Source organism: Roseomonas sp. FDAARGOS_362, from assembly GCF_002754815.1.
GTDB lineage: Bacteria > Pseudomonadota > Alphaproteobacteria > Acetobacterales > Acetobacteraceae > Roseomonas > Roseomonas mucosa.
On the sequence record NZ_CP024584.1, the window covers coordinates 30,067 to 55,245 of the forward strand.

Sequence of the window (25,179 nt, forward strand, 5' to 3'; positions counted from 1 at the left end):
TGGGCATGGCGAAGCCTTTGGTTTCTGATGATCTCTGGGCGGCGATTGAGCCGCTGTTGCCGCCCGAGCGGCCCAAGCCCAAGGGCGGGCGGCCGCGGCTGGCGGACCGGGCGGCATTGACGGGGATCGTGTTCGTGCTGGTCAGCGGCATCCCATGGGAGAGGCTGCCCGCCGAGATGGGCTGCGGCTGCGGGATGAGTTGCTGGCGGCGGCTGCGCGACTGGCAGGCGGCCGGGGTCTGGGCCGCCTTGCACCGCCTGCTGCTGGAGCGGTTGCAGGCTGCGGGGCAGATCGACTGGCGGCGGGCCGCGCTGGACAGTGCCACTGTTCCGGCGAAAAGGGGGGCGCCGAGACGGGCCCGAACCCGACGGATCGCGGCAAGCCAGGCACGAAGCGCCACCTCGTCACGGACGCCCGCGGCACGCCGCTTGGCCTGACGCTCAGCGGGGCCAACCGGCACGATAGCATGATGCTGGCGCCCACCCTGGATGCCGTGCCGCGGATCAGGATCGGCCATCGCGGCCGCCCACGGCAAAGGCCGGGCAAACTCCACGCCGATAAGGCCTACGACCACCGTCGCTGCCGCCGGGAGTGCCGCGCCCGTGGCATCACCCCGCGCATCGCACGCCGTGGCATCGAGAGCAGCGCCCGCCTCGGACGACACCGCTGGGTGGTGGAGCGTACCTTCGCCTGGCTCGCCCGCTACCGACGCCTGACCATCCGCTACGAGCGCCGCGCCGACATCCACCTCGCCTTCACCACACTCGCCTGCGCCCTCGTCTGCCTCGGCCAGATTAGGCGGTTCTGTTAGGCGCTCTAAAGGGCACCCTCGGCGGCGCCCTCTTCGCTGTGCTCTGCGGCTGCGGTCACAACATCCGCAAGATCCTCGCCCACCTCAGGGCTCTCTTGGCCGCCATCCTCGCTAGCCTCATCGACGCAATCGCCCAACCGGACCGTCATCCAGTTACAGCCCAAGCAGCCTGAACAGGTTATTCAAGGCCGACTCCGTATAAGTGCTTCAATCCGACTGAAAACACCTATAGATATAGCGTTTTCTTATTTCAAATCAGCAAGTTTATACTCATTTAATAATGATCATGATAGCTGCAAGCCCGAGAAGCCCAACAAAGAAACCGACCTGACGCCAGATTGAAGGCCTTAAACCTAGGGTTTGCGCACGCCGTACGGACGAATCTTGATTCCAATACAGGAAGCAGCCAGAAACTGCAACTGTTGCAATAATGGCCACCAGGAAAGATCCTGAGTTCGAGTTGCTCGACCCTTCAATCATGCTGGATAGCAAAGCTAAATTTAGCACTGCGATAACCAGGGCAATCATCAAACCTTGAAATATATAAAATAACGATCGAATTAAGTGTGCGACTAACACCGGGATCGCAACAGTTTGGTCATTTATCATCTGTGTGTCCTTTCGCTTAATGTATGTAGTAGATTTACCGCATGCTGAAACTATATTTCTCCTCTCACATATAATTTATAGTATAGGTTAGAATGTTCTAGTTCCGCGCTAAAGAGTTACGTAGCGCCGCATTGCATCATATCAAAAAAACTGCATCCGTAGTCTATTTCACATGCTAGACCCTGTAAACATCAAAGAAATTTTAAAACGATTAATATGATCAATTTTTATCACAATGACGCCAACTTATCTGAAATCTGCTAAATTCCCAAATAATGATCTTAGTAGATTGCTATCCAGTAGAAAATCTTTCTTTAAATCTATTCATGGTTGAAAGCATTAAAATTAGTTGTTTTTTGTTGCAAACAGGAGCCAAAGAAATAAACTGACGCGATCAATATCAGTGAAGTGCCATGATGGATGATGAATTTGACCCTTTGACAGAGGAAGAAGCTCGCGAAAGTTTGGCAATATGGCGAGAGCGGGATTGGCGGATTGCGCAGCACGTAGCCAAGTTAAAACTTTCTATTAGGCGCAAACCAAATTTTGTTAAACGGGTTAACCTGATGTACGCTACCGTGCATGCTTATTACATCGACCATCGATTGGAGGATGCTAAAAAGCGGGTTAAATAGTCGGCCTTGAATAACTCGTAAGGCACTGATCTAGCTGTGAGATTTTCCGGGCTCGGCGACCTGGATTTGCAGGGTTCGATTGTTTTCGACGACAAACCCTGCGAATCTTGTGGGCATGAAGCACCGCCCGCGCCCGCCGGAACAGGCCGATCTGCTGCGGCCGCGGCTGGTCGACATGATCGATGGGCGGCACGAACTGGTGCGGCTGGCGGCGCTGATCGACTGGTCCTGGTTCGAGCGGGAATGGGCCGGCTTCTTCCCCGCCGCTGAGGGACGGCCGGCCACGCATCCGCGTCTGGTCGCCGGGCTGATGTACCTCCAGCACGCCCATGGCCTCTCCGACGAGGCGGTGCTCGCGCGCTGGGTGGAGAACCCGTACTTCCAGCACTTCACGGGTGAGACCTTCTTCCAGCACCGTGCGCCCATCCATCCCTCCTCTCTCAGCCGCTGGCGCGGTCGCATCGGTGAGGAAGGTGTCGAGTGGTTGCTGACCAGGACGATCGAGGCGGCTCAGGCTTCGGGAGCTGTGACGTCGAACAGCTTGGCCGAGATCGCAGTGGACACCACAGTGATGGAGAAGGCCATCGCCCATCCGACCGACAGCCGCCTCTATGAGCGGGCCCGCCACTCGCTGGTGACGCTGGCGCACAAGGCCGGGATCGCCCTGCGCCAGAACTACAATCGCCTGGCGCCGCGCCTGGCCGGCCAGGTGGGGCGCTACGCCCACGCCCGGCAGTTCCGCCGCATGCGCAAGGCGTTGCGCACGCTCAAGGGCTACACCGGCCGCATCCTGCGCGATGTTGAACGCAAGCTCGGCGCCGTCCCTGACGGGCCACTGCGGGCGCGCATCGAGCAGCGCATCGCCCTCGTCACCCGCCTGCTGCTCCAGACACCGAAGTCGTCCCGCAAGCTCTACGCCCTGCACGAGCCCGAGGTGGACTGCATCGCCAAGGGCAAGGCGCGGGTGCGCTACGAGTTCGGCACGAAGGTCAGCATCGCCACCACCCTCGCCGGTGGCTTCGTCGTCGGCATGCGCAGCCAGCCCGGCAATCCCTACGACGGCCACACCCTCGCCGACGCCCTCCAGCAGGTCGAGACCCTCACCGGCCAGCGTCCCAGCCTCGCCGTGGTCGATCGCGGCTACCGCGGCCATGGCGTCACGGCAACCAGGGTGCTCGTCAGCGGCACCAGCCGCGGCCTCACGCCCCGCCTGCGCCGGCTGCTCCGCCGCCGCAGCGCCATCGAGCCCGAGATCGGCCACATGAAGACCGATGGCCGCCTCGCCCGCTGCGCCCTCAAGGGCACGCTCGGCGATGCTCTCTACGCCGTCCTCTGCGGCTGCGGCCACAACATCCGCAAGATCCTCGCCCACCTCAGGGCCCTTTTGGCCGCTCTCCTCGCCGCCCTCCGACAGGCAATCCTCACCCCGATCAGCCAAGCCAGCGTCCCGACAGGCCGCACCCTGCTCGCAGGGGCGACAGCCTGAAGACGTTGTTCAAGGCCGACTATCGAGAGTGGCTTCAGCCAACACAAACGTCGCCTCGGCTCCGCACTCACCGCCCGAGGACATCAGGCTCAGCGACGCGAACTCATCCGTAAGCGAGGCCTACGGACCCTTGTTGGGTGCGGTATGGGTCAGACGGTTTTCGCGTCGGCCCAGTGCCACGGCATGAGTTCATCGAGGCGGTTGTTAGGCCAGCCGTGGACGAGGCGGGTGAGCAGGTCAGCAAGGTAGCGCTGCGGGTCGACGCCGTTGAGCTTGCAGGTCTCGACCAGGGAGGCGAGGTCGGCCCAGCGGCGGCCCCCATCATCTCCGCTGGCAAACAGGGCGTTCTTTCGGCTCAGGCAGAGAGGCCGGATGGCGCGCTCGACGGTGTTGTTGTCGAGCTCGATGCGGCCGTCATCCAGGAACCGTTCCAGGCCGAGGCGGTGATTCAGGGCATAGCGGATTACCCCTGCCGTCGGACTACCACCTGGGAGGCGCGCCAGCTGCTGCTCGAGCCAGGTGAACAGGTCCTCGACCAGGGGTCGGCTCCTGGCCTGCCGGACGACACGGCGCTCGTCGGGCGGCTTGCCCCTGACCTCTGCCTCGACGGCGTAGAGGGCGGCGATACGGACCAACGCCTCGGTGGCAATCGGCGCTGTTTTCTTCCGGGCCAGGTCATAAAATTCACGACGGGCATGGCTCCAGCAGAACGCCAGTGTCACGCCGGGGCCGCCCCCCTCCGGCGCGGCCAGGCCCTTGTAGGCGGCGTAGCCGTCGCACTGGAGGATGCCCGTGTAGCCGGCCAGCAGTGCCCGGGCATGCTCCGCCCCACGGCCGGGGGCGTAGCGGAACACCGCCGCGGGCGGGTCGGTGCCACCCCAGGGCCGGTCGTCGCGCGCGATCACCCAGGCAAAGCCCGTCTTGGTCTGTCCCCGGCCCGGGTCCAGCACCGGCATGGTGGTCTCATCGGCAAATAGCCGGACCGAGGCGAGCAGGAGCTCGCGCATCCGCGCCACCACCGGGGCGATCTCGGCGGCGGCCATGCCCACCCAGGAGGCCAGTACCTCGCGGCCGATGGTGAGGCCCTGGCGCGCCAGGATCTGCGCCTGGCGGTACAGCGGCAGGTGGTCGGCGTAGCGCGACACCAGCACATGGGCGACGGTGGCCTCGGTCGGCATGCCGCCCTCGATCAGACGGGCCGGTGCGGGTGCCTGCAGCACAACGCCCGCGCAGGCGCGGCAGGCCAGCTTCGGGCGCTTGGTCACCAAGACCCGGAACTGAGCCGGGATCACGTCCAACCGCTCCGAGGTGTCGGCGCCGATCTCGACCAGGGCGCCCTGGCAGCACGGGCAGGCGGTGCTCTCGGGCATCAGCACCACCTCCACCCGGGGCAGGTGTGCCGGTAGTCGGCCACGGCCCGCCCGGCGCTGGGCGGTGTTCGTCTTGCGCAGCTCGGGCGAGCACTTCTCCGCCTCAGCCTCGTTGCCGGCTAGGCTCGCCTCGACCTCCTCAAAGGCGAACTGCAACTGGTCCTCGGGCAGACGCTCCGAGCGTCGCCCGAACTGCATGCGCTGCAGCTTGCCCAGCAGGTGTCGCAGCCGCTCGTTGCGCGCCGCCAGCGCGTCGCGCTCGGCTACCGCGTCGTCCCGTTCCGCCCAGGCCGCCAGCAGCATCGCGCGCAGCGCCGCGGGATCCTCCGGCAGGGTCGGTGTGTCGTCAGCAGCGGCGCGCATCGTGGTACCGATGCTACGCAGGCACGCTCGGCGTGGGAATCCGTTTCGTGCTCTGGACCCGCGTCCAATCGATCCCCGCAAACAGCGCGGCGAACTCCACCTGCGTCAGCCGCAGCGCGCCGTCCACCACCGGCGGCCAGCGGAACGTGTTGGCCTCCAACTGCTTCCAGATCAGCACCAGGCCGCTGCCATCCCACACCACGATCTTGACCCGGTCAGCGCGCTTCGAGCGGAACACCAGCACCACGCCGGAGAACGGATCCTCGCTCAGCACCTCCGCCGCCAGCGCGGCCAGCGAATGCGCGCCCTTGCGAAAGTCGACGGGCTGGCTCGCCAGCAGGATCCGCGCCCCCGCAGGCAGTGTGATCACGTCGCGGACGCCCGGATGGCCCGCAACAGCGTCGTCAACAGGTCCGCGTCGGTGCCCGGTGGGACACGCAGCACAGCGCCAGCCACCTTGACCTCGATGACAGGACCCGGCGCGACCCACGAGGGCGCCCGTTCCGGTGTGGCCGCCGGAGCCGCCGACACGATGGGCACGAAGTCCATCGCTGCTCTGGCTTCACCGGCCACCCCAAGCCGCATCTTGCGACGCCAGCCAAACACCTGCTGCGGGCAGACCTGCCAGCGGCGCGCCACCTCGGTGACCACCGCGCCAGGCTGCAGCGTCTCCGAGACAATCCGCGCCTTGTCGTCGTCAGACCAGATCCGCCGCCGGCCAGGTCCCGTCAGAACCTCGATCCGGCGGTACCCGCCACCCTTCGCGTCGTCCCTAACGTCGTCCATACCGATAGCTCGAAGCCCTCCGCCCCAAGCCGATCCAGCACAATCAGGACCTACTCCGGAAGACGGGCCTCAAAGCTGCGCTTACACTCATCCTGCGTGTCCTGACCCACAACCTCATGCTCCTCGCCGAAGCCGCATGAGCCTTTCAACAGAGCAAGCAGGTTTCAGAAGAGGTCCATCAGCGTTGAAGCCGGCGCATTATCCCTCCGTGAATGGATGACAGGCGGAGGCGGCCGGGGCGATGACCATCCTGTCCGGCTATATGCCACGGTGCTGGAAAGCCAGTCCGCCTACAGGCTGCGCAGCGACGGCAAGACGGCCATCGTGCAATGGCTGGTCAAGAGGATCACCGACAGCGACCGGGCGATGATCGTGCTGCACGAGGATGAGCGTATCCCCGGCATCGTCCGCAATCAGGATCCTGCCGCCGACGTCGATGTGCTCACGACAGGGGCGTTCCTGAAAAGGGCGCAGAAACGCGCGCCTCGGTGAGGAACGGAGGAGCAACGAATGGCCCGTTTCCAGTGCCGCGCCTGCGGCTTCGACAGCTCCGTGGTCTGGAAGGGAAAGCTGACCTGTCCGTGCTGCGGTGGCACCGCCCAGGTGTGGGTCACCGTGGCAGTCGAGGAGATGGAGGAGGCGGACCTGATCTTGCTCGAAACTACAATGCGTCGAAGGGCTTGGCTAACGCCGAGGAGTAGTGATCGCGGGAGTAGGAATGCTGTCAAAGCAATCCCTGGCCGCAATCGTTCTTCGGCAGCAGATCCCGCGCTTCGGCTGCGGCATTGTCCAGGTAGCTAGATAGCTAGCTTCCGGTGCAACCCGGTGCAGGCCACGCGGGACACGGAAGGCTCCGACCCATCCGCCCCGAAGCCTGAGGGGATGAACGGGCTATCCTTCCACGCCGACCGCGAGCGCGACCTGCCGGCGGATGGCGGCCAGCTGCTCGGGCGTGATGTGCGACGCGGTCGCCCTCAGTCGCAGCTTGGAGGTGGTGGCGACCAGGTGCGATACCGCCCAGCATGGCTTGCTGCAGCCGTTCTCCGCTGTCGGCGCGATGGCTACCGCCAAGTCGGGAATGACCAACCCGTCGTCCTCGGTCAGCGGCACCAGGATGGCGTTCGGGTAGGACGGTGCGAACAGGCCGTCATCCTCCACCACCACGGCCGGGCGCCGCTTGTTCGGCTCCTTGGGCAGGGCGTCGCCGCGCCAGTCAGCCAGCACGATCTGTCCCGCCCTGAGGGCGAGGGGCGGGTCAGCCGGCATCGGCGCGCGGCGTGCCCCAGTCCTCGTAGAAGGCCCGCGCCTCGTCGGACGCGGCGACGCGGGTGCCGACCACCGCGCTGGCCTGCCGGATGCGGGCACGCCGCGTCGCGCGGGCCGCCTCGGTCGCGAGATCGCGCAGCAGGGTAGCCAAGCCGATGCCCCGCGATTGGGCCTGGGCCTCCAGCTCGGCCCGCACCTCGTCATCCAGGCGGATGGAGATCGGTACACCCATGATGAACCTCCGTAGCTCTTCACGCACTACATAATTGTAGTGCATACAAGTTGATCCGCAAGGGCGCATCCTGTTGCTTACGAGACGTGTGCGCGGAAGGGCTCGGAGAGCTCAGTTCTGCCATCTTTCGGGCCGCGGCAGGTCTTGGTAGCGCGAGATGGTGTGATCTCTGCCGTCGGTAACGCCGCGGAGGTGGTAGAAAATCCGGCGTTGGCCGGGATGTAGGGCTTGGGTGGCCATCGGACCTGGCGGCTAGCGTGGAGTTGCGACGCTCCCACCCCTGACCGGCCGAGGACCCGATGACCGAGGAGAGATTGCCACTGGCGGACCTGCTGGCGAAAGCAGGAGATGGTAACTTCCTGCGTACCCCTTCGGTGAGGGCCGCCTTCCAGCCTGGGGCTGAACCTGTCTTCTGATCTTATCAACGCTCGTAGGAGCGTTGTTAAGAACGGGGCGGTTTGGGACATGGAGATCATCAGCGGCGTCGAACGTCGCCGGCAATGGCGGGTGGCGGACAAGCTGCGGATCGTGGCCGAGGCTGAACGTCCCGGCGCGTGCTTCGTAGAGGTAGCTCGCCGGCATGAGGTGAGCCGGAGCGTACTTTGGGCTTGGCGCAAGCAGGCGCGGCAGGGCGTGCTGGTGGCCGAACCCGTGCCGATGTTCATGCCGGTGCAGGTGGCAGAGGACCTGCCGGCACCCGCCCCTCGGGCTGAGGCTGCGCCGGCGGCTTCTCCCCGGATCGAGATAGCCTTGCCGGACGGTACGGTGATCCGCGTCGACGAGGGGATCAGCGCTGCCGCGCTGCGGCGTGTGATGGCGGCACTGCGCGGATGATCCCGGTTCCCTCCGGTGTCCGGGTCTGGCTGGCGGCGGGCCACACCGACATGCGGCGCGGCATGAATGGCTTGGCGCTACAGGTGCAGCAGGCGCTCGGGCGCGATCCCCATGCCGGCGATCTCTACGTTTTTCGGGGCCGCCGCGGCGACCTGGTAAAAATCGTTTGGCATGACGGGCTCGGCATGTCGCTCTACGCCAAGCGGCTGGAGCGCGGCCGGTTCATCTGGCCGCCGCCGGCGGATGGCGCGGTGGCGATTTCCGGGTCGCAATTGGCCTACATGCTGGACGGCATCGATTGGCGGAACCCGCAACGGACATGGCGTCCGGAGGTCGCCGGATAAGGCTGGCAGGCGGGCATCGGGTATGATTCAATTTCTGTCGTGATACCCGCGCCGGACACCATCCCCGCCGATATCGACGCGCTGCGCACCGCGCTGGCGGCGGAGCAGTCGGCCCGGCGTGAGGCCGAGGCGCGGGCCTCCGGCGCCGAGGCGATGGTGGCGCATCTCAAGCTGCTGATCGCCCGGCTCAAGCACGACAAGTACGGCGCCTCCTCCGAGCGCGGCCGCAAGCTGCTCGACCAGTTGGAACTCGAGCTCGGCGAGTTGGTCGCCGCCGCCAGCGAGGACGCCGCCAAGGTCGAGGGCGCAGCCTACAAGGACGGCAGCACCCGCCGCCCCGACAGTCCGCCCCGCGGCCAGCCGGTGCGGGCCCCCCTGCCGGCTCACCTGCCACGCGAGCGGATTGTCCTGCCGGCGCCGACGACCTGTCCCTGCTGCAATGGCAGGCTGTCCAAGCTGGGCGAGGACATCACGGAAACGCTCGAGGTCGAGCCGATCAGATGGAAGGTCATCCAGACCGTGCGGGAGAGGTTCTCCTGTCGCTCCTGCGAGAGCGTCACCCAGCCGCCGGCACCGTTCCACCCCATCGCCCGCGGCCGGGCAGGACCGAACCTGCTGGCCATGATCCTGGAGGCCAAGTTCGGCCAGCACCTGCCGCTGAACCGCCAGAGCGAGACCTATGCCTTGCAGGGCATCGAACTCAGCGTCTCGACCATCGCCGGCTGGGTCGGGGCCTGCACCGCCAACCTGGACCCGCTGGTCACCCTCATCGAGGCCCATGTGCTGGCGGCCGAGCGGTTGCACGGCGACGATACCACCGTCCCCGTGCTGGCCAAGGGCAAGACCATCACCGGCCGGGTCTGGACCTATGTCCGCGACGACCGGCCCTTTGGCGGCCGGGCACCGCCGGCGGCGATGTTCCGCTACTCCCGTGACCGGACAGCCGAGCATCCGAACCGGCACTTGGTCGGCTATGCCGGCATCCTGCAGGCCGACGCCTATGCCGGGTACAACGGGCTCTACGAGGCCGACCGACAACCGGGGCCGGTCACCGAGGCAGCGTGTTGGGCGCATGGCAGGCGCAAGCTGTTCGAACTGGCCGAGTTGTCGCGGGCGCCGCTCGCCGTCGAGGCGGTGAGCCAGATCGACGCCATCTTTGATGCCGAGCGCACCATCAACAACCTGCCCGCCGAGGCGCGGCTCGTCCTTCGCCGGCAGCACGTCGCGCCGCTGGTCACCGACTTCGAGACCTGGATGCGCGAGAGCCGCGGCAAGGTGTCCCGGCACGCGCCGGTCGCCAAGGCCATGGACTACATGCTGGTGCGCTGGGAAGCCTTCACCCGGTTTCTCGGCAATGGCCGGATCTGCCTCACGAATAATGCTGCCGAACGGGCGCTGCGCGGTATCGCCCTTGGCAGGAAGTCGTGGCTGTTCGCCGGCAGCGATCGCGGCGGCGACCGGGCCGCGGCGATGTACTCGCTGATCTACACCGCCAAGCTGAACGACGTCGACCCGCGCGCCTGGCTGGCCGATGTCCTCGCCCGCATCGCCGACCACCCTGCCTCGCGCCTGCACGAGCTGCTGCCTTGGAACTGGACCCGTGCGAGGGAGGGCAAGGAAGCGGCATGACCAGCTCCAACATCGCCCGGCTGAAGATCACCCTCGACGACGTCAAGCCCGCGGTGACGCGCCGCGTCGAGGTGCCGCTGACCATCCGGCTCGATCGCCTGCATTTGGTGCTGCAGGCCGCCATGGGCTGGACCAACAGCCACCTTTACGAGATCCGCGCCCGCGGCGTGGGCTGGGGCGTGCCCGACCCAGACTGGGGAGACGGCCCGCTCGACGCCCGCAAGACGCGGCTCCTCGACGTCATCGAGGACACCGGCGCGAAGACGCTGAGGTACCTCTACGACTTCGGTGACGGCTGGGAACACACGGTCAAGGTCGAGCGCATCGCCGATGCTATCCCCGGCCTGCTCTACCCGTTCCTGATCAATGCTACAGGCCGTTGCCCACCCGAGGACGTTGGCGGACCCCCAGGTTATGCCGAGTTCCTCGACGCGATCGCCGACCCGAAGCACGAGAGCCACGCCGAGATGGTTCGCTGGGTCGGCGTGCCTTTCGATCCCGCCGGCATCGACTTCGAAGAGCACGCAAAAGCCGTCGACACCCTCGCCAAGGCGTGGTCACGCAAGCCAGCCACCCGGCGCAATTCCGCAAGCTGATCGCGGCCCTCCCAGGATCAGCGCCCCAGAGGAGCTCAGCCCCGACCGATAGCGGTGAACGCCGCCAATCCGCGGTCCTCGGCTACCCGCGGCCTTGGCCGTATGGGTACGGAAGAACCGCTGACCGAGGCGGATCTGTACGACGAGGACGGCCTGCCCGTGTGATTGCCGTGGACAGCTCGGTGCTGATCGCCATCCTGCGGCGGGAACCGGAGGCGGATGCCTTCCTGCACATCATCGCCGGGGCCGGCATGCATGTGGTGGCACAGGACCGGGAGCAGGCGGAGACCGCCCGGGAAGCGTTCCGGCGTATGGCAAGGGGCGTCACCCGGCCGCGCTCAACCTTGGCGACTGCGCTTCCTATGCCCTGGCCAAGTGCTGGAACCTGCCCCTGCTCTTCGAAGGCAATGACTTCCCGAGGACCGATATCGTCCCGGCCATTCCGGCGCGAGCAATGGGTTAGACTGGATGTCTATCTAAGATGGTACATCCCACCTCAGATAGACGAATGTTTCATAATAGCAACAAATATCACTCATACCAATTGACGAGGCCCAGCAGCCTCACTTGCCTCTCTGGCCGTTCAAGTGCTTTTGAATGGGTTGTACCGGTTACGCTTTAATCAGACGAGGCATGACTGGTGATTTCGACGGTTTCAGTGTCAATCCGCGTTCATCCACTTCTAATTCTGCCCTTGGATAGACTGCACATGCAAGACCAAGGTTTTCTAGAAACCGCGGCTTGAAGTGGTGGAGACCTTTATAGCCAACTCCAAACTGTCCTTGTAGCGCTTTCCAGGAAATCGGCTTTGGACTCTGCAGGACATGTAGACGGTAAGTTAGCCAGCAGTAGATATCCAATGCCATGCTATTGTTGGAAAGAGCCTTGATTGCTGCTTCCTCGATCGGAACAGGATGCTTCTGGAGTTGCTCAAAAAAGCTCTCTGAGAGGCGAACGGTATCGGTGAAAAGTGATCCCTGAGACGTGTCGTCGCTTCCAACGAACATCGCTGTATCCACGATGTTTTGGTTGACCAAACCAGCCCGACCAGCGGTCCGAATGTGGAACGTTAGTCTGCAGCGTGAGATCCGTTCCGCCTGTTCCCGAACGTCCTTAAAAGACTTACCACCGATTGGAATGCCGAGACGCGATAACCACGCGCGGAGGCTGCGTCCAAGCTCGATTTCCCGCCCTCCAGTCCGAAGTGCTTCGGATTGAAGAAAGAGTAAAATTAGACGGGCGCGACTCCCGTAAGGCACCCCTACCCACTCTGCTTCCTCGCAAGAGTCCACAGTTCGCCGACCTGGTTCGACCAGAAGGGTTACGTGCTCAGAACTGATCTTCCAAATGGCATCGTCGGGGAGACGTTTGTGCGGGAGCGCTGCTTGGGTCCAGCCAGAGTAGATGAAGCCAACGTTGGAATCCTCGTCGGCCATGTATGACGAAGCGGCTTCCACAACGCGCCGGTCGATGTCGGTTGCCAGGGCTGCCATCTTGCCCTGGGTCTCGATCAGACGATGCACCGTCCCCACCGGCTATCTCCCCAGACTTCAGCCCCTTATGCCATGGCAACTGGATCTGTCGCCTGTGGACTCCTGCGAGCGAAGCTATTTGAGGTTATTAGAGATTCTAAACTATTAGCTTGCTCGCAAGAGTCCACGGGATAACCGGCAGAAGTCATTGATTCAACGTTTAGGCGTATCGCAAGAGTCCACAGACCACTCGCAAGAGTCCTCGGCTGCCTTGTGAGCTGAAGGACGGCTGGCAATGTTTCCACTTCAGCCAGACGAGCCCGATTCGGTTACTCTTTTGCTCGCAAGAGTCCACAGTGGACATTGCTCGCAAGAGTCCACCCCCATGTGTCATGCTGGTCACCCGCCACGAACCTTACGTCGGGGGGTTCGATCTTCGAGATCGGCTGCGGCCACCTTTATCCCGGCATCCCGCAAGGCGTGTGTCAGAACCTGCTTGAGCGTAACTCCCCGTTTTTCGGAGGATGCCAGCACTGCATCGAGAGTACTCTGACGCAACCGTACAGTCAGAGCGGTCAGAACATCTGATCGTTCAGACGTATTGCCGTCAGGACGTCTTTTCGTATTGTCGACATGCTGATTTATTGATGGAGCGTCTCGCTTTGGTGCAAGAGTGCCCGAGATTGACGTGGATGGCTGGACGTCTGATTGACCTATTGTCTGTCCGCCATGTCGATCATACGTATGGCTGAAATGACGTATTGCCGTCTGAGTGTCGTGCTCTACTTCTACACGCGCTGGAGGAACGCTCGGGTCTTCTGCTCGTACTGCAGCCACTAACTCTGTCGGAGGCATCCTTTGCTCTGCCTCGGGCAGCTTCTTAAATGTGGGCTTGGCCATCAGGCGGTCACCCGGACAGCGGGCATGGCATCTTTGGCTCGAAGTTCTGCGATGAGATCCGTGACCTCACGGAAGGCGGCACCGCTAGTCGGCATTTTCCCCGTGTGGCTTACCGCCTCATAATCTGCTCGGTGGCCAAGGGAAGCACTGAGCCGTTCTAGCCCTGCCTCCTTAATCTGTTCGGCGGCATGAGCAGCTACAGCCGTAGTTCGGACGGAATTGAGAATTACCCAAGCCGGGATTGTCCGCCGAGTAGTAACAGAAAGTGACTTGACCTTTGTGGCAGTGGTCCTGGCTTCGTAGAGGTCTGCTTCCGAAGCCTTGCAGGGGATGAGCACCGCATCAGCCGAGGCAATTGCTACCGACGATCCAAGGTTCTCAAACCCGGCGGTGTCCACGAGCACTAAATCGTGCTGGTCGCGCAACTCAGCAATTAAGTGTGCCAATCGGTCCTCGTTTGCCTCGGCGCAGTGAGTAATCTCCGGTCCCTCGTAAATGGCAGTAAGCCATCGAGAAAGCGCCTTGTTGGGGTCCGCATCCACCACCGCGAAAGATGCTCCTTCACGCGCTAGGAGAGCAGACATAGCCCGACCCAATGTGCTCTTGCCGCAGCCTCCCTTTGACCCAGCCAATGTTAAGACCGTCATTCGCATACGTCTCCATGTCCGAGCGATCATACGTTCGTACATCATGTCTACCATACGCAATGTCGCTCGCACAAACGTACTATCCTACAAACGTACGTATTGCCGATCATACGTACGTTTATGCGGTGGATGTCTGAATAGGTTCGGCTATCTATGAAGCAGCCTCAGAAATTGTGCTGGAGACGCAGAGGCGCTGGCGGATGCCAGCTACAGAGCCAGCCACTCCCGGAGCTTCGACCAGCGCCGGCGCATGCCCTGGTTGCGCACGGCGATCGCCAGGGCCCGGCGCTGCCCGAGCAGCACCACCAGCTTCCGGCCCCGCGTCACGCCGGTGTAGAGCAGGTTGCGCGCCAGCATGGCGTAGTGCTGCGTGCTGAGCGGGATCACCACCGCCGGGTACTCCGAGCCCTGGGCCTTGTGGATGGTGGTGGCGTAGGCCAGCACCAGCTCGTCCAGCTCCCCGAAGCCGTAGGCGACCTCCCGCCCGTCGAAGACCACCGTGAGCTCGCCCTCCTCCAGGTCCACCCCTGTGATCACGCCGAGGTCGCCGTTGAACACCTCCCGGTCGTAGCTGTTGGCCACCTGCATGACCTTGTCGCCGGGGCCGAAGGTCCAGCCGAAGCGCTCGACCCTGAGGTCCCCGGGCGGGTTCAGCGCCGCCTGCAGCGCGGCGTTCAGCGCCCTGGCCCCCAGCCCGCCCCGGTTCATCGGGCAGAGCACCTGCACGTCGCGGATCGGATCCAGCCCGAAGCGCGCCGGGATGCGCTCGCCCACCAGGGTGAGCAGCTTGCGCACACCCTCCTCCGGCTCCTCCGCCCCGACGAAGAAGAAATCGCTGCCCGCCGTCGCCTCGAGCTCCGGCAGCCGACCGCGGTTGATGCGGTGGGCACTGGTCACGATCCGGCTCTCGGCCGCCTGGCGGAACACCTCGGTCAGCCGCACCACCGGCAGGACGCCCGAGCCGATGACGTCGGCCAGCACCTGCCCGGGGCCCACCGAGGGGAGCTGGTCCACGTCGCCCACCAGCAGCAGCGCCGCCTCGTCGGGCAGCGCCCGCAGCAGGGCGCGCATCAGCGGCACGTCCACCATCGAGGTCTCGTCGGCCACCAGCAGCTGGCAGGCCAAGGGGTTCGTCTCGTCGCGCTTGAACCCACCGGTCTTCGGGTCGCTCTCCAGCAGCCGGTGGATGGTCCGCGCCTCCAGCCCCGTGCTCTCGCTCAGGCGCCTGGCCGCCCGTCCCGTCGGGGCGCAGAGCGCCACCTCCACCCCCCTGGCCCGGATCACCCGCAGGATGGCGTTCACCAGCGTGGTCTTGCCCACACCCGGGCCGCCGGTGATCACCAGCACCTTGGAGGAGAGCGCCAGCCGCAGCGCCTCGCGCTGGCTGGCCGCAAGCGTCAGCCCGGTCCGCTCCTCCACCCAGGGGATCGCCCGGTCGGCATCGATGGCGGGCCAGGGCTGCCGGCCCGCGGCCAGCCGCCGCAGCCGCCCGGCGATCTCTTGCTCGGCGCGGTACAGCCCGGCCAGGAACACACAAGGCCCGCCCTCCAGCGTGTCGGTCACCACCTCGCCGGCGTCGAGTTCGAGAGCCAGGGCCGCCTCGATCAGCTCGGGACTCACCTCCAGCAGCTTGCCCGCGAGCGCGGTCAGCTCGCCCACCGGCAGGCCGCAGTGCCCCTCACCGGTGGCCTCGGCGAGCGCGAAGGAGATCCCGGCGCGGACCCGGATCATCGCCGTGGGCTCGATGCCGAGCCTGCCCGCCACGGTGTCGGCGGTGCGGAAGCCGATGCCGCGGATGTCGCGCGCCAGGCGGTAGGGGTTCTCCGTGATCACCTCCACGGCCCGCGCTCCGTAGGTCTTGTAGATCCGTACCGCGCGCGAGGTGCCCACCCCGTTGGCATGCAGGAACAGCATGATCTCGCGGATCACCTTCTGCCCGGCCCAGCCGGCGACGATGCGCGCCGCACGCCTGGGGCCGATGCCGGTGACCTCGCGCAGCCGGGCGGGCTCGGCCTCGATCAGCTCGAACACCGCCTCGCCGAAGGCCGCCACCAGCCTGGCCGCGTAGACCGGACCGATGCCGCGGATCATGCCCGAGCCCAGGTACTTCTCGATGCCCTCGCGCGTCGTGGGTTGGGTGGCCTTGAGGAAGCCTGCCCTGAACTGCAGGCCGTGGGCGCGGTCGTTGACCCAGGCGCCCGACATCTGCACCCATTCGCCGGCCGAGATCGAGGCGGCGTGGCCCACCACGGTGACCGGGTCGCGGTGGCCGCGCGCCTTGACCCGCAGCACGCAGAAGCCGTTCTCGGCGCTGTGGTAGGTGACGCGTTCCACCAGCCCGGCCAGCGCCTCGGTGGGCAGGCCGCGATCCGCCGGGGCAGGGGAGGGGGCCGGGATGCCGGGCATGGTCCTCAGATAGGCGAACGATGATGCCTGCGCATCGGGCTCATGTCTCCACCAGGATTGTCTGATCACCGAGGGCGTAAAGGCAGAGGTGCGCCAGACGATCCACGGGCGGTGGACTGGCTCAACAAGCTTGATTAACCCATCATGATGGGTTATGACGTACTCAGGGTGACTGTGCTACGTGTCCACGGCCTGCGCGTGGTCATCTATGCCAACGATCACGATCCTGCTCATGTCCATGTCTTCGGAGACGGTGAGGCCAAGATCAACCTGATCGGCAGGGGTGGTCTTCCGGAGCTGGTCTGGGCTGAGGGCATGAGCCGCGGCGAAGTTCGCCGCGCCATGCATGCCATCACCGGGCAACAGGCCGTCCTGCTGGCGCGCTGGAGGGAGATCCATGGCTGAGCTGACCGACACGCAGATCGACGAGGCGCTGGCCCGGGGTGCGGCCGCGCGCCGGACGGAGCCCAGGGCCACGGCAGCACGCTATGACCGCCAGGCCGGGCGCGTGATCGTGGAACTGAGCAACGGCTGCACCTTTGCCTTCCCGGCACGCCTGGCGCAGGGACTGGAAAGGGCAACCGACGAGCAGCTGGCCGAGGTCGAGGTGCTGGGAACCGGCACGGGCCTGCACTGGGAGGCGCTCGATGCCGACCTCTCGGTCCTCGGTCTCCTGGCGGGACTGTTCGGCACCAGGGCCTTCATGGCCCGTCAGGCCGGGCGGGCTACGTCGCCTGCAAAAGCAGCGGCGGCGCGAGCCAACGGCGCCAGGGGAGGGCGGCCACGGAAATCCGCATGAGGCTATTCGGACCAGGAACATTGGCTTGATAGCGTCAAAAGGCCAAACGGTCGTTTGGCCTCTTGCTACAAAGCTCCGAATGCCCACAAATGAACGGGTATGCAGCCCGTCGTCGCCTACTATCGCGTGTCCACCGAACGCCAGGGTCGATCCGGGCTAGGACTGAATGCCCAGCGAGAGCGGTGCACAACTTTCGCCGTCCAGAACGGCCTTGAGATCGTCGAGGCGTTCACCGAGGTGGAAACGGGAAAGGGGAGCGACGCGCTTGATCGCCGGCCACAGCTCGTTCTGGCGCTGGCAGCCGCAAAGCGGCAACGCAGCGTTATGCTGGCTGCCAAGCTCGATCGGCTGTCACGCGACGTTCATTTTATTGCAGGGCTGATGGTGCAGCGGGTACCGTTCCTCGTCGCCGAACTCGGCGCTGACGTGGACCCATTCATGCTGCACATCTACGCCGCGCTGGCCGAGAAGGAACGGCGCATGATCTCCGAGCGCACGCGGGCAGCGCTGGCCGCGCACAAGCGACAGGGTGTCCGGCTGGGTAATCCTACGAACCTCAATGAGGCCGGTCGGGCAGGGGCCGCCGCGACGGCTGCTGAAGCTCGGCGGTTCGCAGAAAATGTGGTCCCCATCATTCTTCAGGCGCAGGTTAGCGGTGTTACCAGTCTCCGCGGCATCGCAGCAGTGCTGGACGCGCGCGGCATACGCACCCCACGCGGCGGAAGGTGGGGCGCTACCCAGGTCAGGGCCGTGCTCGCACGAAGTGCGATCAGGTAGGCGCCGCCCGCATGCTCCCTCTCATCATCGACTCTACGCATCACCTCAGCCAATCATCTGCTTACTTCAGATGCTCCGTAGCGGATGTGAGCAGTTGGCCAGCAACGCGCGTGACCGCGGTGGTAGACAGACCGCGCCGCAGCTCAACTTTCTGCAATTGCGACCATGACTACCGAAGCGCGCCCACGCGCCAGGACTGATGCGATGCTTCAGAACTCTCTGTATGTGGTGCAAAACCGCGACGAGCTGAATTTTCATGCCGATCCCGGCGTCGCCGTTCGCGAGATGCCGGCCCCGAGTGGCTCTCCGGTCAACATCCTGCTCTTCCGAAGAAGAACCCATCCGGCACCTTCGCAATCTCACACCGTACTGAAATGCGGCCATTGATGATTTGCACAATTTCACAAGGTGGTAGGACGACTGCATGCTGAGTCCGACCGAGATCTATGACAACGTCGAGGCGTTGGTGGGGCGACGGCCGGACCGAGCAAGCTTCGGGCTCGAATTGATGGATGCCGTGGGTGCGCCGCGCGCGACGATCACGAAGCTCCGGGCCGAGGCGGCCGGCAGCGGATCGTTCGCATGGACGCGGATGCTTCGCTTCGCGCTTGTGGACAAGGGCGCGACGGTCCCCTCGATGGAGGCGATGCGGGCGGAGGAAGAGGCCAAGCCGAAAGCTAGGCGCACCCGCATCGTCATCGCTTACGACGGGGACGCGATCGCGATCTGCGACACGAAGGTCGGCGATGAGCAGCGGCTCAGTCTGGACGCCCTCGCCTATGAAGCCGACATCCTCTTCCCGTTGGGCGGCCACGAGCGCCACGTGCCGGACCCGGAACGGCTGGCCGACATCCGCGCCACCAAGCATCTATCGCGCCTGTTCGACGCGGTACGCGACGCAAACCCGGGATGGAGGGGCGAAGTGGACCGCCATGCACTCAATGTGTTCATGGCGCGCGTTATGTTCTGCCTGTTTTCCGACGATGTTGGCATCTTCGAGAAAGACGCCTTCCAGACGGCCGTGGAGCGATCGACCAGGGCCGACGGTGGCGACCTGCAAGACTTTCTTGCGGGGGCATTTGCCCACATGGATCTCGCTCCGGAGAAGGCGAAGGCGCGGCCGGTCCGGGGATGGTCGCGATTGCCTTACGTCAACGGCGATCTCTTTCGCGATCCGTTGCCAGTGCCACTACTCGACGGGCGATGCCGGCGGCACCTGCTTGATTGCGCCCGGCTCGACTGGCGGCTGATCAACCCAGATATCTTCGGGTCGATGCTGCAGGCCGTGGTCGACCCGAATAAGCGCGGCGAACTCGGGATGCACTACACGTCGGCGGCCAACATCATGAAGGTGCTGCGGCCGATCCTGCTGGACGACCTCAGCGCTGAGTTAGAGCAGGCGAAGAGCAACAAGCCCAAGCTACGGGTCTTTCTGAATCGGCTGGCGGCCGTGCGGGTGTTTGATCCGGCCTGTGGCTCGGGCAACTTCCTGATCCTGGCCTATAAGGCCATGCGCGAACTTGAGCGACTCGCGTTTCGTCATCTCGGAGAGTTGCCACACGAGGTGGTCCGGCTCGACGCGTTCTACGGGATCGAGATCGACGACTTCGCATGCCAAGCGGCCCGGATCGGGCTGTGGATTGCGCAGTACCAGATGGACAAGCTGGCCGAGGCTGACCTGGGCCAGACCCGCAAGTTCCTGCCGTTGAACCAGGCGGGGCGCATCACGTGCGGCAACTCGGCCGAGATTGATTGGACCTCGGTGTGCCCGGTATCGTCAAGTTGGCCGGCTGCAAGCTTGCCCGAGCTGCCTACCACCGGTAGTGGGGTAGGATGACCGCCTCCGCCGCCTGCCCCAGCTTCGTCGGGTATCGCTTTCCGGGCGAGATCATCAGCCAGGCGGTGTGGCTTTACTTCCGCTTCCCACTCAGCTTGCGGATGGTGGAAGAGATGCTGGCCTTCCGCGGCATCGTGGTTAGCCACGAAACACTGCGGCAATGGGGCCGCAAGTTCGGTCAGGCTTTCGCCAATCAGATCCGCTGCCGGCTGCCCCGCACCGGTGACAAGTGGCAGCTGGATGAGGTCGTCCTCAAGATCAACGGTGTGACGCACTGGCTCTGGCGCGCCGTCGATCAGGCCGGGATGGTACTCGACGTGCTGGTGCAGAGCCGACGAGATAAGCAAGCTGCCAAGCGGCTACTCAGGAAGCTGCTGAAGCGGCAGATGCGGCCACCACGGGTCATGATCACCGACAAGCTGGCAAGCTACGGCGCCGCGAAGAAGGAGGTGATGCCTTCCGTCGAGCACCGCCAGCACAAGGGGCTGAACAACCGTGCTGAGAACTCGCATCAGCCGACACGACGACGAGAACGAGGGATGAAGCGGTTCAAGTCTGCTGGCCAAGCGCAGCGCTTCCTTTCCGCCCACGACGGGATCAACAACCTCTTTCATCTTCGCCGGGACCACGTCACCGCCTGCGACTATCGTGCCGCAAGGGCGCGCGCGTTCGAGGTGTGGTCCGAGGTCAGCGGGGTCGCCGCACGGGCTTGATCGCCCTGGAGTCCGTTGTCGATCAATCAGCCTCGTCGCCTCGAGGCCGGCAAGTTGACGGTGCCCGCCGGTGCGCTCGTGCCGCCCGGCACCGATCTGGCCTTCCACGTCGGCCTCCATCAGCATCTGCAGCACCGCCTCCGCGACACTGCGCAGGAAGGTACCCATACGGCCAAGGCCGCGGGTAGCCGAGGACCGCGGATTGGCGGCGTTCACCGCTATCGGTCGGGGCTGAGCTCCTCTGGGGCGCTGATCCTGGGAGGGCCGCGATCAGCTTGCGGAATTGCGCCGGGTGGCTGGCTTGCGTGACCACGCCTTGGCGAGGGTGTCGACGGCTTTTGCGTGCTCTTCGAAGTCGATGCCGGCGGGATCGAAAGGCACGCCGACCCAGCGAACCATCTCGGCGTGGCTCTCGTGCTTCGGGTCGGCGATCGCGTCGAGGAACTCGGCATAACCTGGGGGTCCGCCAACGTCCTCGGGTGGGCAACGGCCTGTAGCATTGATCAGGAACGGGTAGAGCAGGCCGGGGATAGCATCGGCGATGCGCTCGACCTTGACCGTGTGTTCCCAGCCGTCACCGAAGTCGTAGAGGTACCTCAGCGTCTTCGCGCCGGTGTCCTCGATGACGTCGAGGAGCCGCGTCTTGCGGGCGTCGAGCGGGCCGTCTCCCCAGTCTGGGTCGGGCACGCCCCAGCCCACGCCGCGGGCGCGGATCTCGTAAAGGTGGCTGTTGGTCCAGCCCATGGCGGCCTGCAGCACCAAATGCAGGCGATCGAGCCGGATGGTCAGCGGCACCTCGACGCGGCGCGTCACCGCGGGCTTGACGTCGTCGAGGGTGATCTTCAGCCGGGCGATGTTGGAGCTGGTCATGCCGCTTCCTTGCCCTCCCTCGCACGGGTCCAGTTCCAAGGCAGCAGCTCGTGCAGGCGCGAGGCAGGGTGGTCGGCGATGCGGGCGAGGACATCGGCCAGCCAGGCGCGCGGGTCGACGTCGTTCAGCTTGGCGGTGTAGATCAGCGAGTACATCGCCGCGGCCCGGTCGCCGCCGCGATCGCTGCCGGCGAACAGCCACGACTTCCTGCCAAGGGCGATACCGCGCAGCGCCCGTTCGGCAGCATTATTCGTGAGGCAGATCCGGCCATTGCCGAGAAACCGGGTGAAGGCTTCCCAGCGCACCAGCATGTAGTCCATGGCCTTGGCGACCGGCGCGTGCCGGGACACCTTGCCGCGGCTCTCGCGCATCCAGGTCTCGAAGTCGGTGACCAGCGGCGCGACGTGCTGCCGGCGAAGGACGAGCCGCGCCTCGGCGGGCAGGTTGTTGATGGTGCGCTCGGCATCAAAGATGGCGTCGATCTGGCTCACCGCCTCGACGGCGAGCGGCGCCCGCGACAACTCGGCCAGTTCGAACAGCTTGCGCCTGCCATGCGCCCAACACGCTGCCTCGGTGACCGGCCCCGGTTGTCGGTCGGCCTCGTAGAGCCCGTTGTACCCGGCATAGGCGTCGGCCTGCAGGATGCCGGCATAGCCGACCAAGTGCCGGTTCGGATGCTCGGCTGTCCGGTCACGGGAGTAGCGGAACATCGCCGCCGGCGGTGCCCGGCCGCCAAAGGGCCGGTCGTCGCGGACATAGGTCCAGACCCGGCCGGTGATGGTCTTGCCCTTGGCCAGCACGGGGACGGTGGTATCGTCGCCGTGCAACCGCTCGGCCGCCAGCACATGGGCCTCGATGAGGGTGACCAGCGGGTCCAGGTTGGCGGTGCAGGCCCCGACCCAGCCGGCGATGGTCGAGACGCTGAGTTCGATGCCCTGCAAGGCATAGGTCTCGCTCTGGCGGTTCAGCGGCAGGTGCTGGCCGAACTTGGCCTCCAGGATCATGGCCAGCAGGTTCGGTCCTGCCCGGCCGCGGGCGATGGGGTGGAACGGTGCCGGCGGCTGGGTGACGCTCTCGCAGGAGCGACAGGAGAACCTCTCCCGCACGGTCTGGATGACCTTCCATCTGATCGGCTCGACCTCGAGCGTTTCCGTGATGTCCTCGCCCAGCTTGGACAGCCTGCCATTGCAGCAGGGACAGGTCGTCGGCGCCGGCAGGACAATCCGCTCGCGTGGCAGGTGAGCCGGCAGGGGGGCCCGCACCGGCTGGCCGCGGGGCGGACTGTCGGGGCGGCGGGTGCTGCCGTCCTTGTAGGCTGCGCCCTCGACCTTGGCGGCGTCCTCGCTGGCGGCGGCGACCAACTCGCCGAGCTCGAGTTCCAACTGGTCGAGCAGCTTGCGGCCGCGCTCGGAGGAGGCGCCGTACTTGTCGTGCTTGAGCCGGGCGATCAGCAGCTTGAGATGCGCCACCATCGCCTCGGCGCCGGAGGCCCGCGCCTCGGCCTCACGCCGGGCCGACTGCTCCGCCGCCAGCGCGGTGCGCAGCGCGTCGATATCGGCGGGGATGGTGTCCGGCGCGGGTATCACGACAGAAATTGAATCATACCCGATGCCCGCCTGCCAGCCTTATCCGGCGACCTCCGGACGCCATGTCCGTTGCGGGTTCCGCCAATCGATGCCGTCCAGCATGTAGGCCAATTGCGACCCGGAAATCGCCACCGCGCCATCCGCCGGCGGCGGCCAGATGAACCGGCCGCGCTCCAGCCGCTTGGCGTAGAGCGACATGCCGAGCCCGTCATGCCAAACGATTTTTACCAGGTCGCCGCGGCGGCCCCGAAAAACGTAGAGATCGCCGGCATGGGGATCGCGCCCGAGCGCCTGCTGCACCTGTAGCGCCAAGCCATTCATGCCGCGCCGCATGTCGGTGTGGCCCGCCGCCAGCCAGACCCGGACACCGGAGGGAACCGGGATCATCCGCGCAGTGCCGCCATCACACGCCGCAGCGCGGCAGCGCTGATCCCCTCGTCGACGCGGATCACCGTACCGTCCGGCAAGGCTATCTCGATCCGGGGAGAAGCCGCCGGCGCAGCCTCAGCCCGAGGGGCGGGTGCCGGCAGGTCCTCTGCCACCTGCACCGGCATGAACATCGGCACGGGTTCGGCCACCAGCACGCCCTGCCGCGCCTGCTTGCGCCAAGCCCAAAGTACGCTCCGGCTCACCTCATGCCGGCGAGCTACCTCTACGAAGCACGCGCCGGGACGTTCAGCCTCGGCCACGATCCGCAGCTTGTCCGCCACCCGCCATTGCCGGCGACGTTCGACGCCGCTGATGATCTCCATGTCCCAAACCGCCCCGTTCTTAACAACGCTCCTACGAGCGTTGATAAGATCAGAAGACAGGTTCAGCCCCAGGCTGGAAGGCGGCCCTCACCGAAGGGGTACGTTCTTCCTGGTTCCGCAGCTTCGCCGCGCTGCGCAGGCTGATGGTAAGCGCTGTCTGAGAGCCCTTCTTCCCAGGTATACCGATGTCGTGCCGCCTCGCCGTCGGACGGGGAGCTTCGAGCCAACATTATGGTCGATGTTAGTGATGACGCGAGAGGTGAGCGAGCCGCTGCGGCAGACCTCGCGGGTGGCGGGCCAGCGGGCGGCGCTGGAGGGGGGCGTGATGGTGGCGATCTCGCCCTCGCCGGCGCTGGACGGGGTGCTGGCGGGGCTGCGCGGGCTGTCGCTGGTGCGGCAGGTGGCACAGATCCACGGGCTGCGGCCGAATTTGGCGGTGACGGTGGCGCTGCTGCGCCGGGCGGTGTGGACGGCGGCCGGGGTGTCGGGGGCCGACCTGGTGGCGCAGGCGGTGAGCGAGCAGGTGCTGGGCCGGATCCCGGTGCTGCAGCACATCGCCGCGGCGGTGCCGGGCAGCAGCATCACGGCGCTGCGGCTGAGCCGGCTGGCCCATGTCACCGCCGAGGCCTGCTGCCCGCTTTCGGCGGAACGGGAAGGGTGAAGGCGTGGACATCGGGCGCCCCGGGGAGGGCCATGATGGCGGCCCGCACGATCCGCGGGCGTCGATGACCCTTGAGGGGGCGGGGTACAAGCCCTAGTCTTACTGAACGTAAGACGGAGGCGCATCATGACCACGGTGACACTACGCCGGCAGGGCAACTCGGTCGGGGTGACGTTCCCGGCCGAGACGAGGATCCGCATGGGGCTGGAGGTCGGCCAGGACCTGACCCTGGTGGAACTGGCGGATGGGGTGAAGCTGGTGAAGCGCAACCTGAAGCTCGAGCGGCAGATGCAGCTGGCCCGAGAGGTCCTGCGCGAGCAGGCCGACGCGCTGCAGGAACTCGCCAGGCGTTGAGCGACCCGGAGTTCCTGGAGGCCGATGTCGTGCTGTTCCTGCACGACCAGGCCCTGCGGGAGTATGGTGGGATCCAGGGCGTCAAGGACGAGGGCATGCTGCACAGCGCCCTGGGCCGTCCCGGCAACAAGCTCGCCTATGCCGATGCCGGCATCCCCGACCTGTTCGATCTGGCCGCGGCTTATGCTTACGGTCTCGCGGCCAACCACCCTTTCAACGATGGCAACAAGCGGACCGCCTGGGGCTGTTGCGTGCTCTTCCTCAAGGCCAACGGTGTCGAGATCGACGTCGCCGCGCCACGGGTCGTGGAGCAGGTGCTGCGGCTGGTCGAAGGCGGGCTGGACGAAGCGGCCTTCGCGGCGTGGCTACGGGCCAGCCGGCGCGGTTGATGCCGGGGAGGGCCGGCCGGACGGTGTGATCTGGCCATCCGGACAGAACGCTGTG

30 protein-coding genes and 1 pseudogene are annotated in these 25,179 nt (G+C 65.4%); 18 read left to right on the forward strand and 13 right to left on the reverse strand.

The window, feature by feature from the left end; all coding sequences use genetic code 11:
* Positions 1 to 5: 5 nt before the first annotated feature.
* Both CTJ15_RS03180 and CTJ15_RS25245 read left to right on the forward strand, forming a co-directional pair.
* Positions 6 to 811 (forward strand): IS5 family transposase gene (locus CTJ15_RS03180; protein WP_085977442.1). Its coding sequence is split into 2 segments (ribosomal slippage): positions 6 to 342 and positions 342 to 811, totalling 807 coding nucleotides; the frame shifts between segments, so codons are not numbered across the junction.
* Positions 812 to 816: 5 nt separating this feature from the next.
* Positions 817 to 984 (forward strand): annotated as a pseudogene (locus tag CTJ15_RS25245) (IS5/IS1182 family transposase); the annotation flags it as partial.
* Between the two features lie 97 nt (positions 985 to 1,081).
* Here CTJ15_RS25245 and CTJ15_RS23745 read toward each other — a convergent pair.
* The gene (locus CTJ15_RS23745) at positions 1,082 to 1,420 is read right to left on the reverse strand and encodes a hypothetical protein (protein ID WP_126281781.1); all 339 of its coding nucleotides are present in this window, start codon (positions 1,418 to 1,420) and stop codon (positions 1,082 to 1,084) included.
* Positions 1,421 to 1,833: 413 nt separating this feature from the next.
* On the opposite strand from CTJ15_RS23745, the gene CTJ15_RS23750 reads away from it, so the two are divergent.
* On the forward strand, positions 1,834 to 2,055 hold the full coding sequence (locus CTJ15_RS23750) for a hypothetical protein (protein ID WP_126281782.1): 222 nt from the start codon (positions 1,834 to 1,836) through the stop codon (positions 2,053 to 2,055).
* Between the two features lie 115 nt (positions 2,056 to 2,170).
* Positions 2,171 to 3,541, forward strand: coding sequence for an IS5 family transposase (locus CTJ15_RS03190; protein ID WP_226945876.1), 1,371 nt, complete (start codon positions 2,171 to 2,173; stop codon positions 3,539 to 3,541).
* A gap of 149 nt (positions 3,542 to 3,690) precedes the next feature.
* On the opposite strand, the gene CTJ15_RS03195 is transcribed toward CTJ15_RS03190, so the two are convergent.
* Genes CTJ15_RS03195 through CTJ15_RS03205 form a run of 3 tightly spaced genes read right to left on the reverse strand, consistent with a single transcriptional unit; the run spans position 3,691 to position 6,060 of the window.
* Positions 3,691 to 5,274: an IS66 family transposase gene (locus CTJ15_RS03195; RefSeq protein WP_099781115.1), complete on the reverse strand. Its 1,584-nt coding sequence runs from the start codon at positions 5,272 to 5,274 to the stop codon at positions 3,691 to 3,693.
* A gap of 13 nt (positions 5,275 to 5,287) precedes the next feature.
* The gene (gene tnpB, locus CTJ15_RS03200) at positions 5,288 to 5,644 is read right to left on the reverse strand and encodes an IS66 family insertion sequence element accessory protein TnpB (protein WP_027281944.1); all 357 of its coding nucleotides are present in this window, start codon (positions 5,642 to 5,644) and stop codon (positions 5,288 to 5,290) included.
* A complete protein-coding gene (locus tag CTJ15_RS03205; protein ID WP_099781116.1) occupies positions 5,641 to 6,060 on the reverse strand; it encodes a transposase in 420 nt (139 codons plus the stop codon). Before CTJ15_RS03205 ends, tnpB (CTJ15_RS03200) begins: the two co-directional genes overlap by 4 nt.
* Positions 6,061 to 6,330: 270 nt before the next feature.
* Here CTJ15_RS03205 and CTJ15_RS03210 point away from each other — a divergent pair, with 270 nt between their 5' ends.
* Positions 6,331 to 6,552: a hypothetical protein gene (locus tag CTJ15_RS03210; RefSeq protein ID WP_126281783.1), complete on the forward strand. Its 222-nt coding sequence runs from the start codon at positions 6,331 to 6,333 to the stop codon at positions 6,550 to 6,552.
* A 399-nt stretch (positions 6,553 to 6,951) separates the two neighbouring features.
* On the opposite strand, the gene CTJ15_RS03215 is transcribed toward CTJ15_RS03210, so the two are convergent.
* On the reverse strand, positions 6,952 to 7,284 hold the full coding sequence (locus tag CTJ15_RS03215) for a type II toxin-antitoxin system PemK/MazF family toxin (protein ID WP_237719429.1): 333 nt from the start codon (positions 7,282 to 7,284) through the stop codon (positions 6,952 to 6,954).
* Between the two features lie 31 nt (positions 7,285 to 7,315).
* Positions 7,316 to 7,558, reverse strand: a complete 243-nt coding sequence (locus tag CTJ15_RS03220) for a hypothetical protein (RefSeq protein WP_019463316.1) — start codon at positions 7,556 to 7,558, stop codon at positions 7,316 to 7,318.
* 465 nt (positions 7,559 to 8,023) lie between these two features.
* Here CTJ15_RS03220 and CTJ15_RS03225 point away from each other — a divergent pair, with 465 nt between their 5' ends.
* The 4 genes from CTJ15_RS03225 to CTJ15_RS03240 are packed head-to-tail and all read left to right on the forward strand — an operon-like array spanning position 8,024 to position 10,961.
* Positions 8,024 to 8,392, forward strand: coding sequence for a transposase (locus CTJ15_RS03225; protein ID WP_099780962.1), 369 nt, complete (start codon positions 8,024 to 8,026; stop codon positions 8,390 to 8,392).
* Complete coding sequence (gene tnpB / locus CTJ15_RS03230) at positions 8,389 to 8,736, forward strand: IS66 family insertion sequence element accessory protein TnpB (protein WP_099780963.1); 348 nt, start codon at positions 8,389 to 8,391, stop codon at positions 8,734 to 8,736. Before CTJ15_RS03225 ends, tnpB (CTJ15_RS03230) begins: the two co-directional genes overlap by 4 nt.
* 39 nt (positions 8,737 to 8,775) lie before the next feature.
* Positions 8,776 to 10,365 (forward strand): IS66 family transposase, encoded by a 1,590-nt coding sequence (locus CTJ15_RS03235; protein ID WP_126281739.1) that lies wholly within the window; start codon positions 8,776 to 8,778, stop codon positions 10,363 to 10,365.
* A complete protein-coding gene (locus CTJ15_RS03240; protein WP_099780964.1) occupies positions 10,362 to 10,961 on the forward strand; it encodes a plasmid pRiA4b ORF-3 family protein in 600 nt (199 codons plus the stop codon). Before CTJ15_RS03235 ends, CTJ15_RS03240 begins: the two co-directional genes overlap by 4 nt.
* A 611-nt stretch (positions 10,962 to 11,572) precedes the next feature.
* Here the strand turns inward: CTJ15_RS03240 and CTJ15_RS03250 are convergent.
* From CTJ15_RS03250 to CTJ15_RS03260, 3 genes are all read right to left on the reverse strand, one after another.
* Positions 11,573 to 12,484 carry a replication protein RepA gene (locus CTJ15_RS03250; protein WP_314209727.1) on the reverse strand — a complete coding sequence of 304 codons (912 nt, stop codon included), beginning with the start codon at positions 12,482 to 12,484 and terminating at the stop codon, positions 11,573 to 11,575.
* An 848-nt stretch (positions 12,485 to 13,332) separates the two neighbouring features.
* Positions 13,333 to 14,034: a ParA family protein gene (locus tag CTJ15_RS03255; protein ID WP_099781118.1), complete on the reverse strand. Its 702-nt coding sequence runs from the start codon at positions 14,032 to 14,034 to the stop codon at positions 13,333 to 13,335.
* 153 nt (positions 14,035 to 14,187) lie between these two features.
* On the reverse strand, positions 14,188 to 16,386 hold the full coding sequence (locus tag CTJ15_RS03260) for an ATP-dependent RecD-like DNA helicase (protein WP_099781119.1): 2,199 nt from the start codon (positions 16,384 to 16,386) through the stop codon (positions 14,188 to 14,190).
* A gap of 144 nt (positions 16,387 to 16,530) precedes the next feature.
* On the opposite strand from CTJ15_RS03260, the gene CTJ15_RS03265 reads away from it, so the two are divergent.
* The 6 genes from CTJ15_RS03265 to CTJ15_RS03285 all read left to right on the forward strand — a co-directional run bounded on the left by CTJ15_RS03265 (position 16,531) and on the right by CTJ15_RS03285 (position 20,512).
* Positions 16,531 to 16,791 carry a DUF4160 domain-containing protein gene (locus CTJ15_RS03265; RefSeq protein ID WP_226945921.1) on the forward strand — a complete coding sequence of 87 codons (261 nt, stop codon included), beginning with the start codon at positions 16,531 to 16,533 and terminating at the stop codon, positions 16,789 to 16,791.
* Positions 16,784 to 17,185 (forward strand): DUF2442 domain-containing protein, encoded by a 402-nt coding sequence (locus tag CTJ15_RS03270; protein WP_099781120.1) that lies wholly within the window; start codon positions 16,784 to 16,786, stop codon positions 17,183 to 17,185. Before CTJ15_RS03265 ends, CTJ15_RS03270 begins: the two co-directional genes overlap by 8 nt.
* 99 nt (positions 17,186 to 17,284) lie before the next feature.
* Complete coding sequence (locus CTJ15_RS03275) at positions 17,285 to 17,962, forward strand: recombinase family protein (RefSeq protein WP_099781121.1); 678 nt, start codon at positions 17,285 to 17,287, stop codon at positions 17,960 to 17,962.
* A 165-nt stretch (positions 17,963 to 18,127) separates the two neighbouring features.
* Positions 18,128 to 18,349 carry a hypothetical protein gene (locus CTJ15_RS23760; RefSeq protein WP_193009578.1) on the forward strand — a complete coding sequence of 74 codons (222 nt, stop codon included), beginning with the start codon at positions 18,128 to 18,130 and terminating at the stop codon, positions 18,347 to 18,349.
* A 37-nt stretch (positions 18,350 to 18,386) separates the two neighbouring features.
* Positions 18,387 to 19,799, forward strand: coding sequence for a DNA methyltransferase (locus tag CTJ15_RS03280; protein ID WP_099781122.1), 1,413 nt, complete (start codon positions 18,387 to 18,389; stop codon positions 19,797 to 19,799).
* A complete protein-coding gene (locus tag CTJ15_RS03285; protein ID WP_099781123.1) occupies positions 19,796 to 20,512 on the forward strand; it encodes an IS6 family transposase in 717 nt (238 codons plus the stop codon). Before CTJ15_RS03280 ends, CTJ15_RS03285 begins: the two co-directional genes overlap by 4 nt.
* A 270-nt stretch (positions 20,513 to 20,782) precedes the next feature.
* Here the strand turns inward: CTJ15_RS03285 and CTJ15_RS03290 are convergent, their stop codons facing one another.
* From CTJ15_RS03290 to CTJ15_RS03305, 4 genes are read right to left on the reverse strand one after another with little or no spacing between them, the layout of a single operon-like run.
* A complete protein-coding gene (locus CTJ15_RS03290) occupies positions 20,783 to 21,382 on the reverse strand; it encodes a plasmid pRiA4b ORF-3 family protein (protein ID WP_099780964.1) in 600 nt (199 codons plus the stop codon).
* A complete protein-coding gene (locus CTJ15_RS03295) occupies positions 21,379 to 22,968 on the reverse strand; it encodes an IS66 family transposase (protein WP_126281739.1) in 1,590 nt (529 codons plus the stop codon). The genes CTJ15_RS03290 and CTJ15_RS03295 overlap by 4 nt, the downstream gene beginning before the upstream one ends.
* A 39-nt stretch (positions 22,969 to 23,007) precedes the next feature.
* Complete coding sequence (gene tnpB, locus CTJ15_RS03300; RefSeq protein WP_099780963.1) at positions 23,008 to 23,355, reverse strand: IS66 family insertion sequence element accessory protein TnpB; 348 nt, start codon at positions 23,353 to 23,355, stop codon at positions 23,008 to 23,010.
* Positions 23,352 to 23,720: a transposase gene (locus CTJ15_RS03305; RefSeq protein ID WP_099780962.1), complete on the reverse strand. Its 369-nt coding sequence runs from the start codon at positions 23,718 to 23,720 to the stop codon at positions 23,352 to 23,354. Before CTJ15_RS03305 ends, tnpB (CTJ15_RS03300) begins: the two co-directional genes overlap by 4 nt.
* 259 nt (positions 23,721 to 23,979) lie before the next feature.
* On the opposite strand from CTJ15_RS03305, the gene CTJ15_RS24170 reads away from it, so the two are divergent.
* The 3 genes from CTJ15_RS24170 to CTJ15_RS03320 all read left to right on the forward strand — a co-directional run bounded on the left by CTJ15_RS24170 (position 23,980) and on the right by CTJ15_RS03320 (position 25,124).
* Positions 23,980 to 24,381: a DUF697 domain-containing protein gene (locus CTJ15_RS24170; RefSeq protein ID WP_193009579.1), complete on the forward strand. Its 402-nt coding sequence runs from the start codon at positions 23,980 to 23,982 to the stop codon at positions 24,379 to 24,381.
* A 126-nt stretch (positions 24,382 to 24,507) separates the two neighbouring features.
* Positions 24,508 to 24,735, forward strand: a complete 228-nt coding sequence (locus CTJ15_RS03315) for an AbrB/MazE/SpoVT family DNA-binding domain-containing protein (protein ID WP_019463481.1) — start codon at positions 24,508 to 24,510, stop codon at positions 24,733 to 24,735.
* Entirely contained in the window at positions 24,732 to 25,124 is a 393-nt protein-coding gene (locus CTJ15_RS03320; RefSeq protein WP_099781125.1) for a type II toxin-antitoxin system death-on-curing family toxin, read from the forward strand. Before CTJ15_RS03315 ends, CTJ15_RS03320 begins: the two co-directional genes overlap by 4 nt.
* Positions 25,125 to 25,179 lie beyond the last annotated feature (55 nt).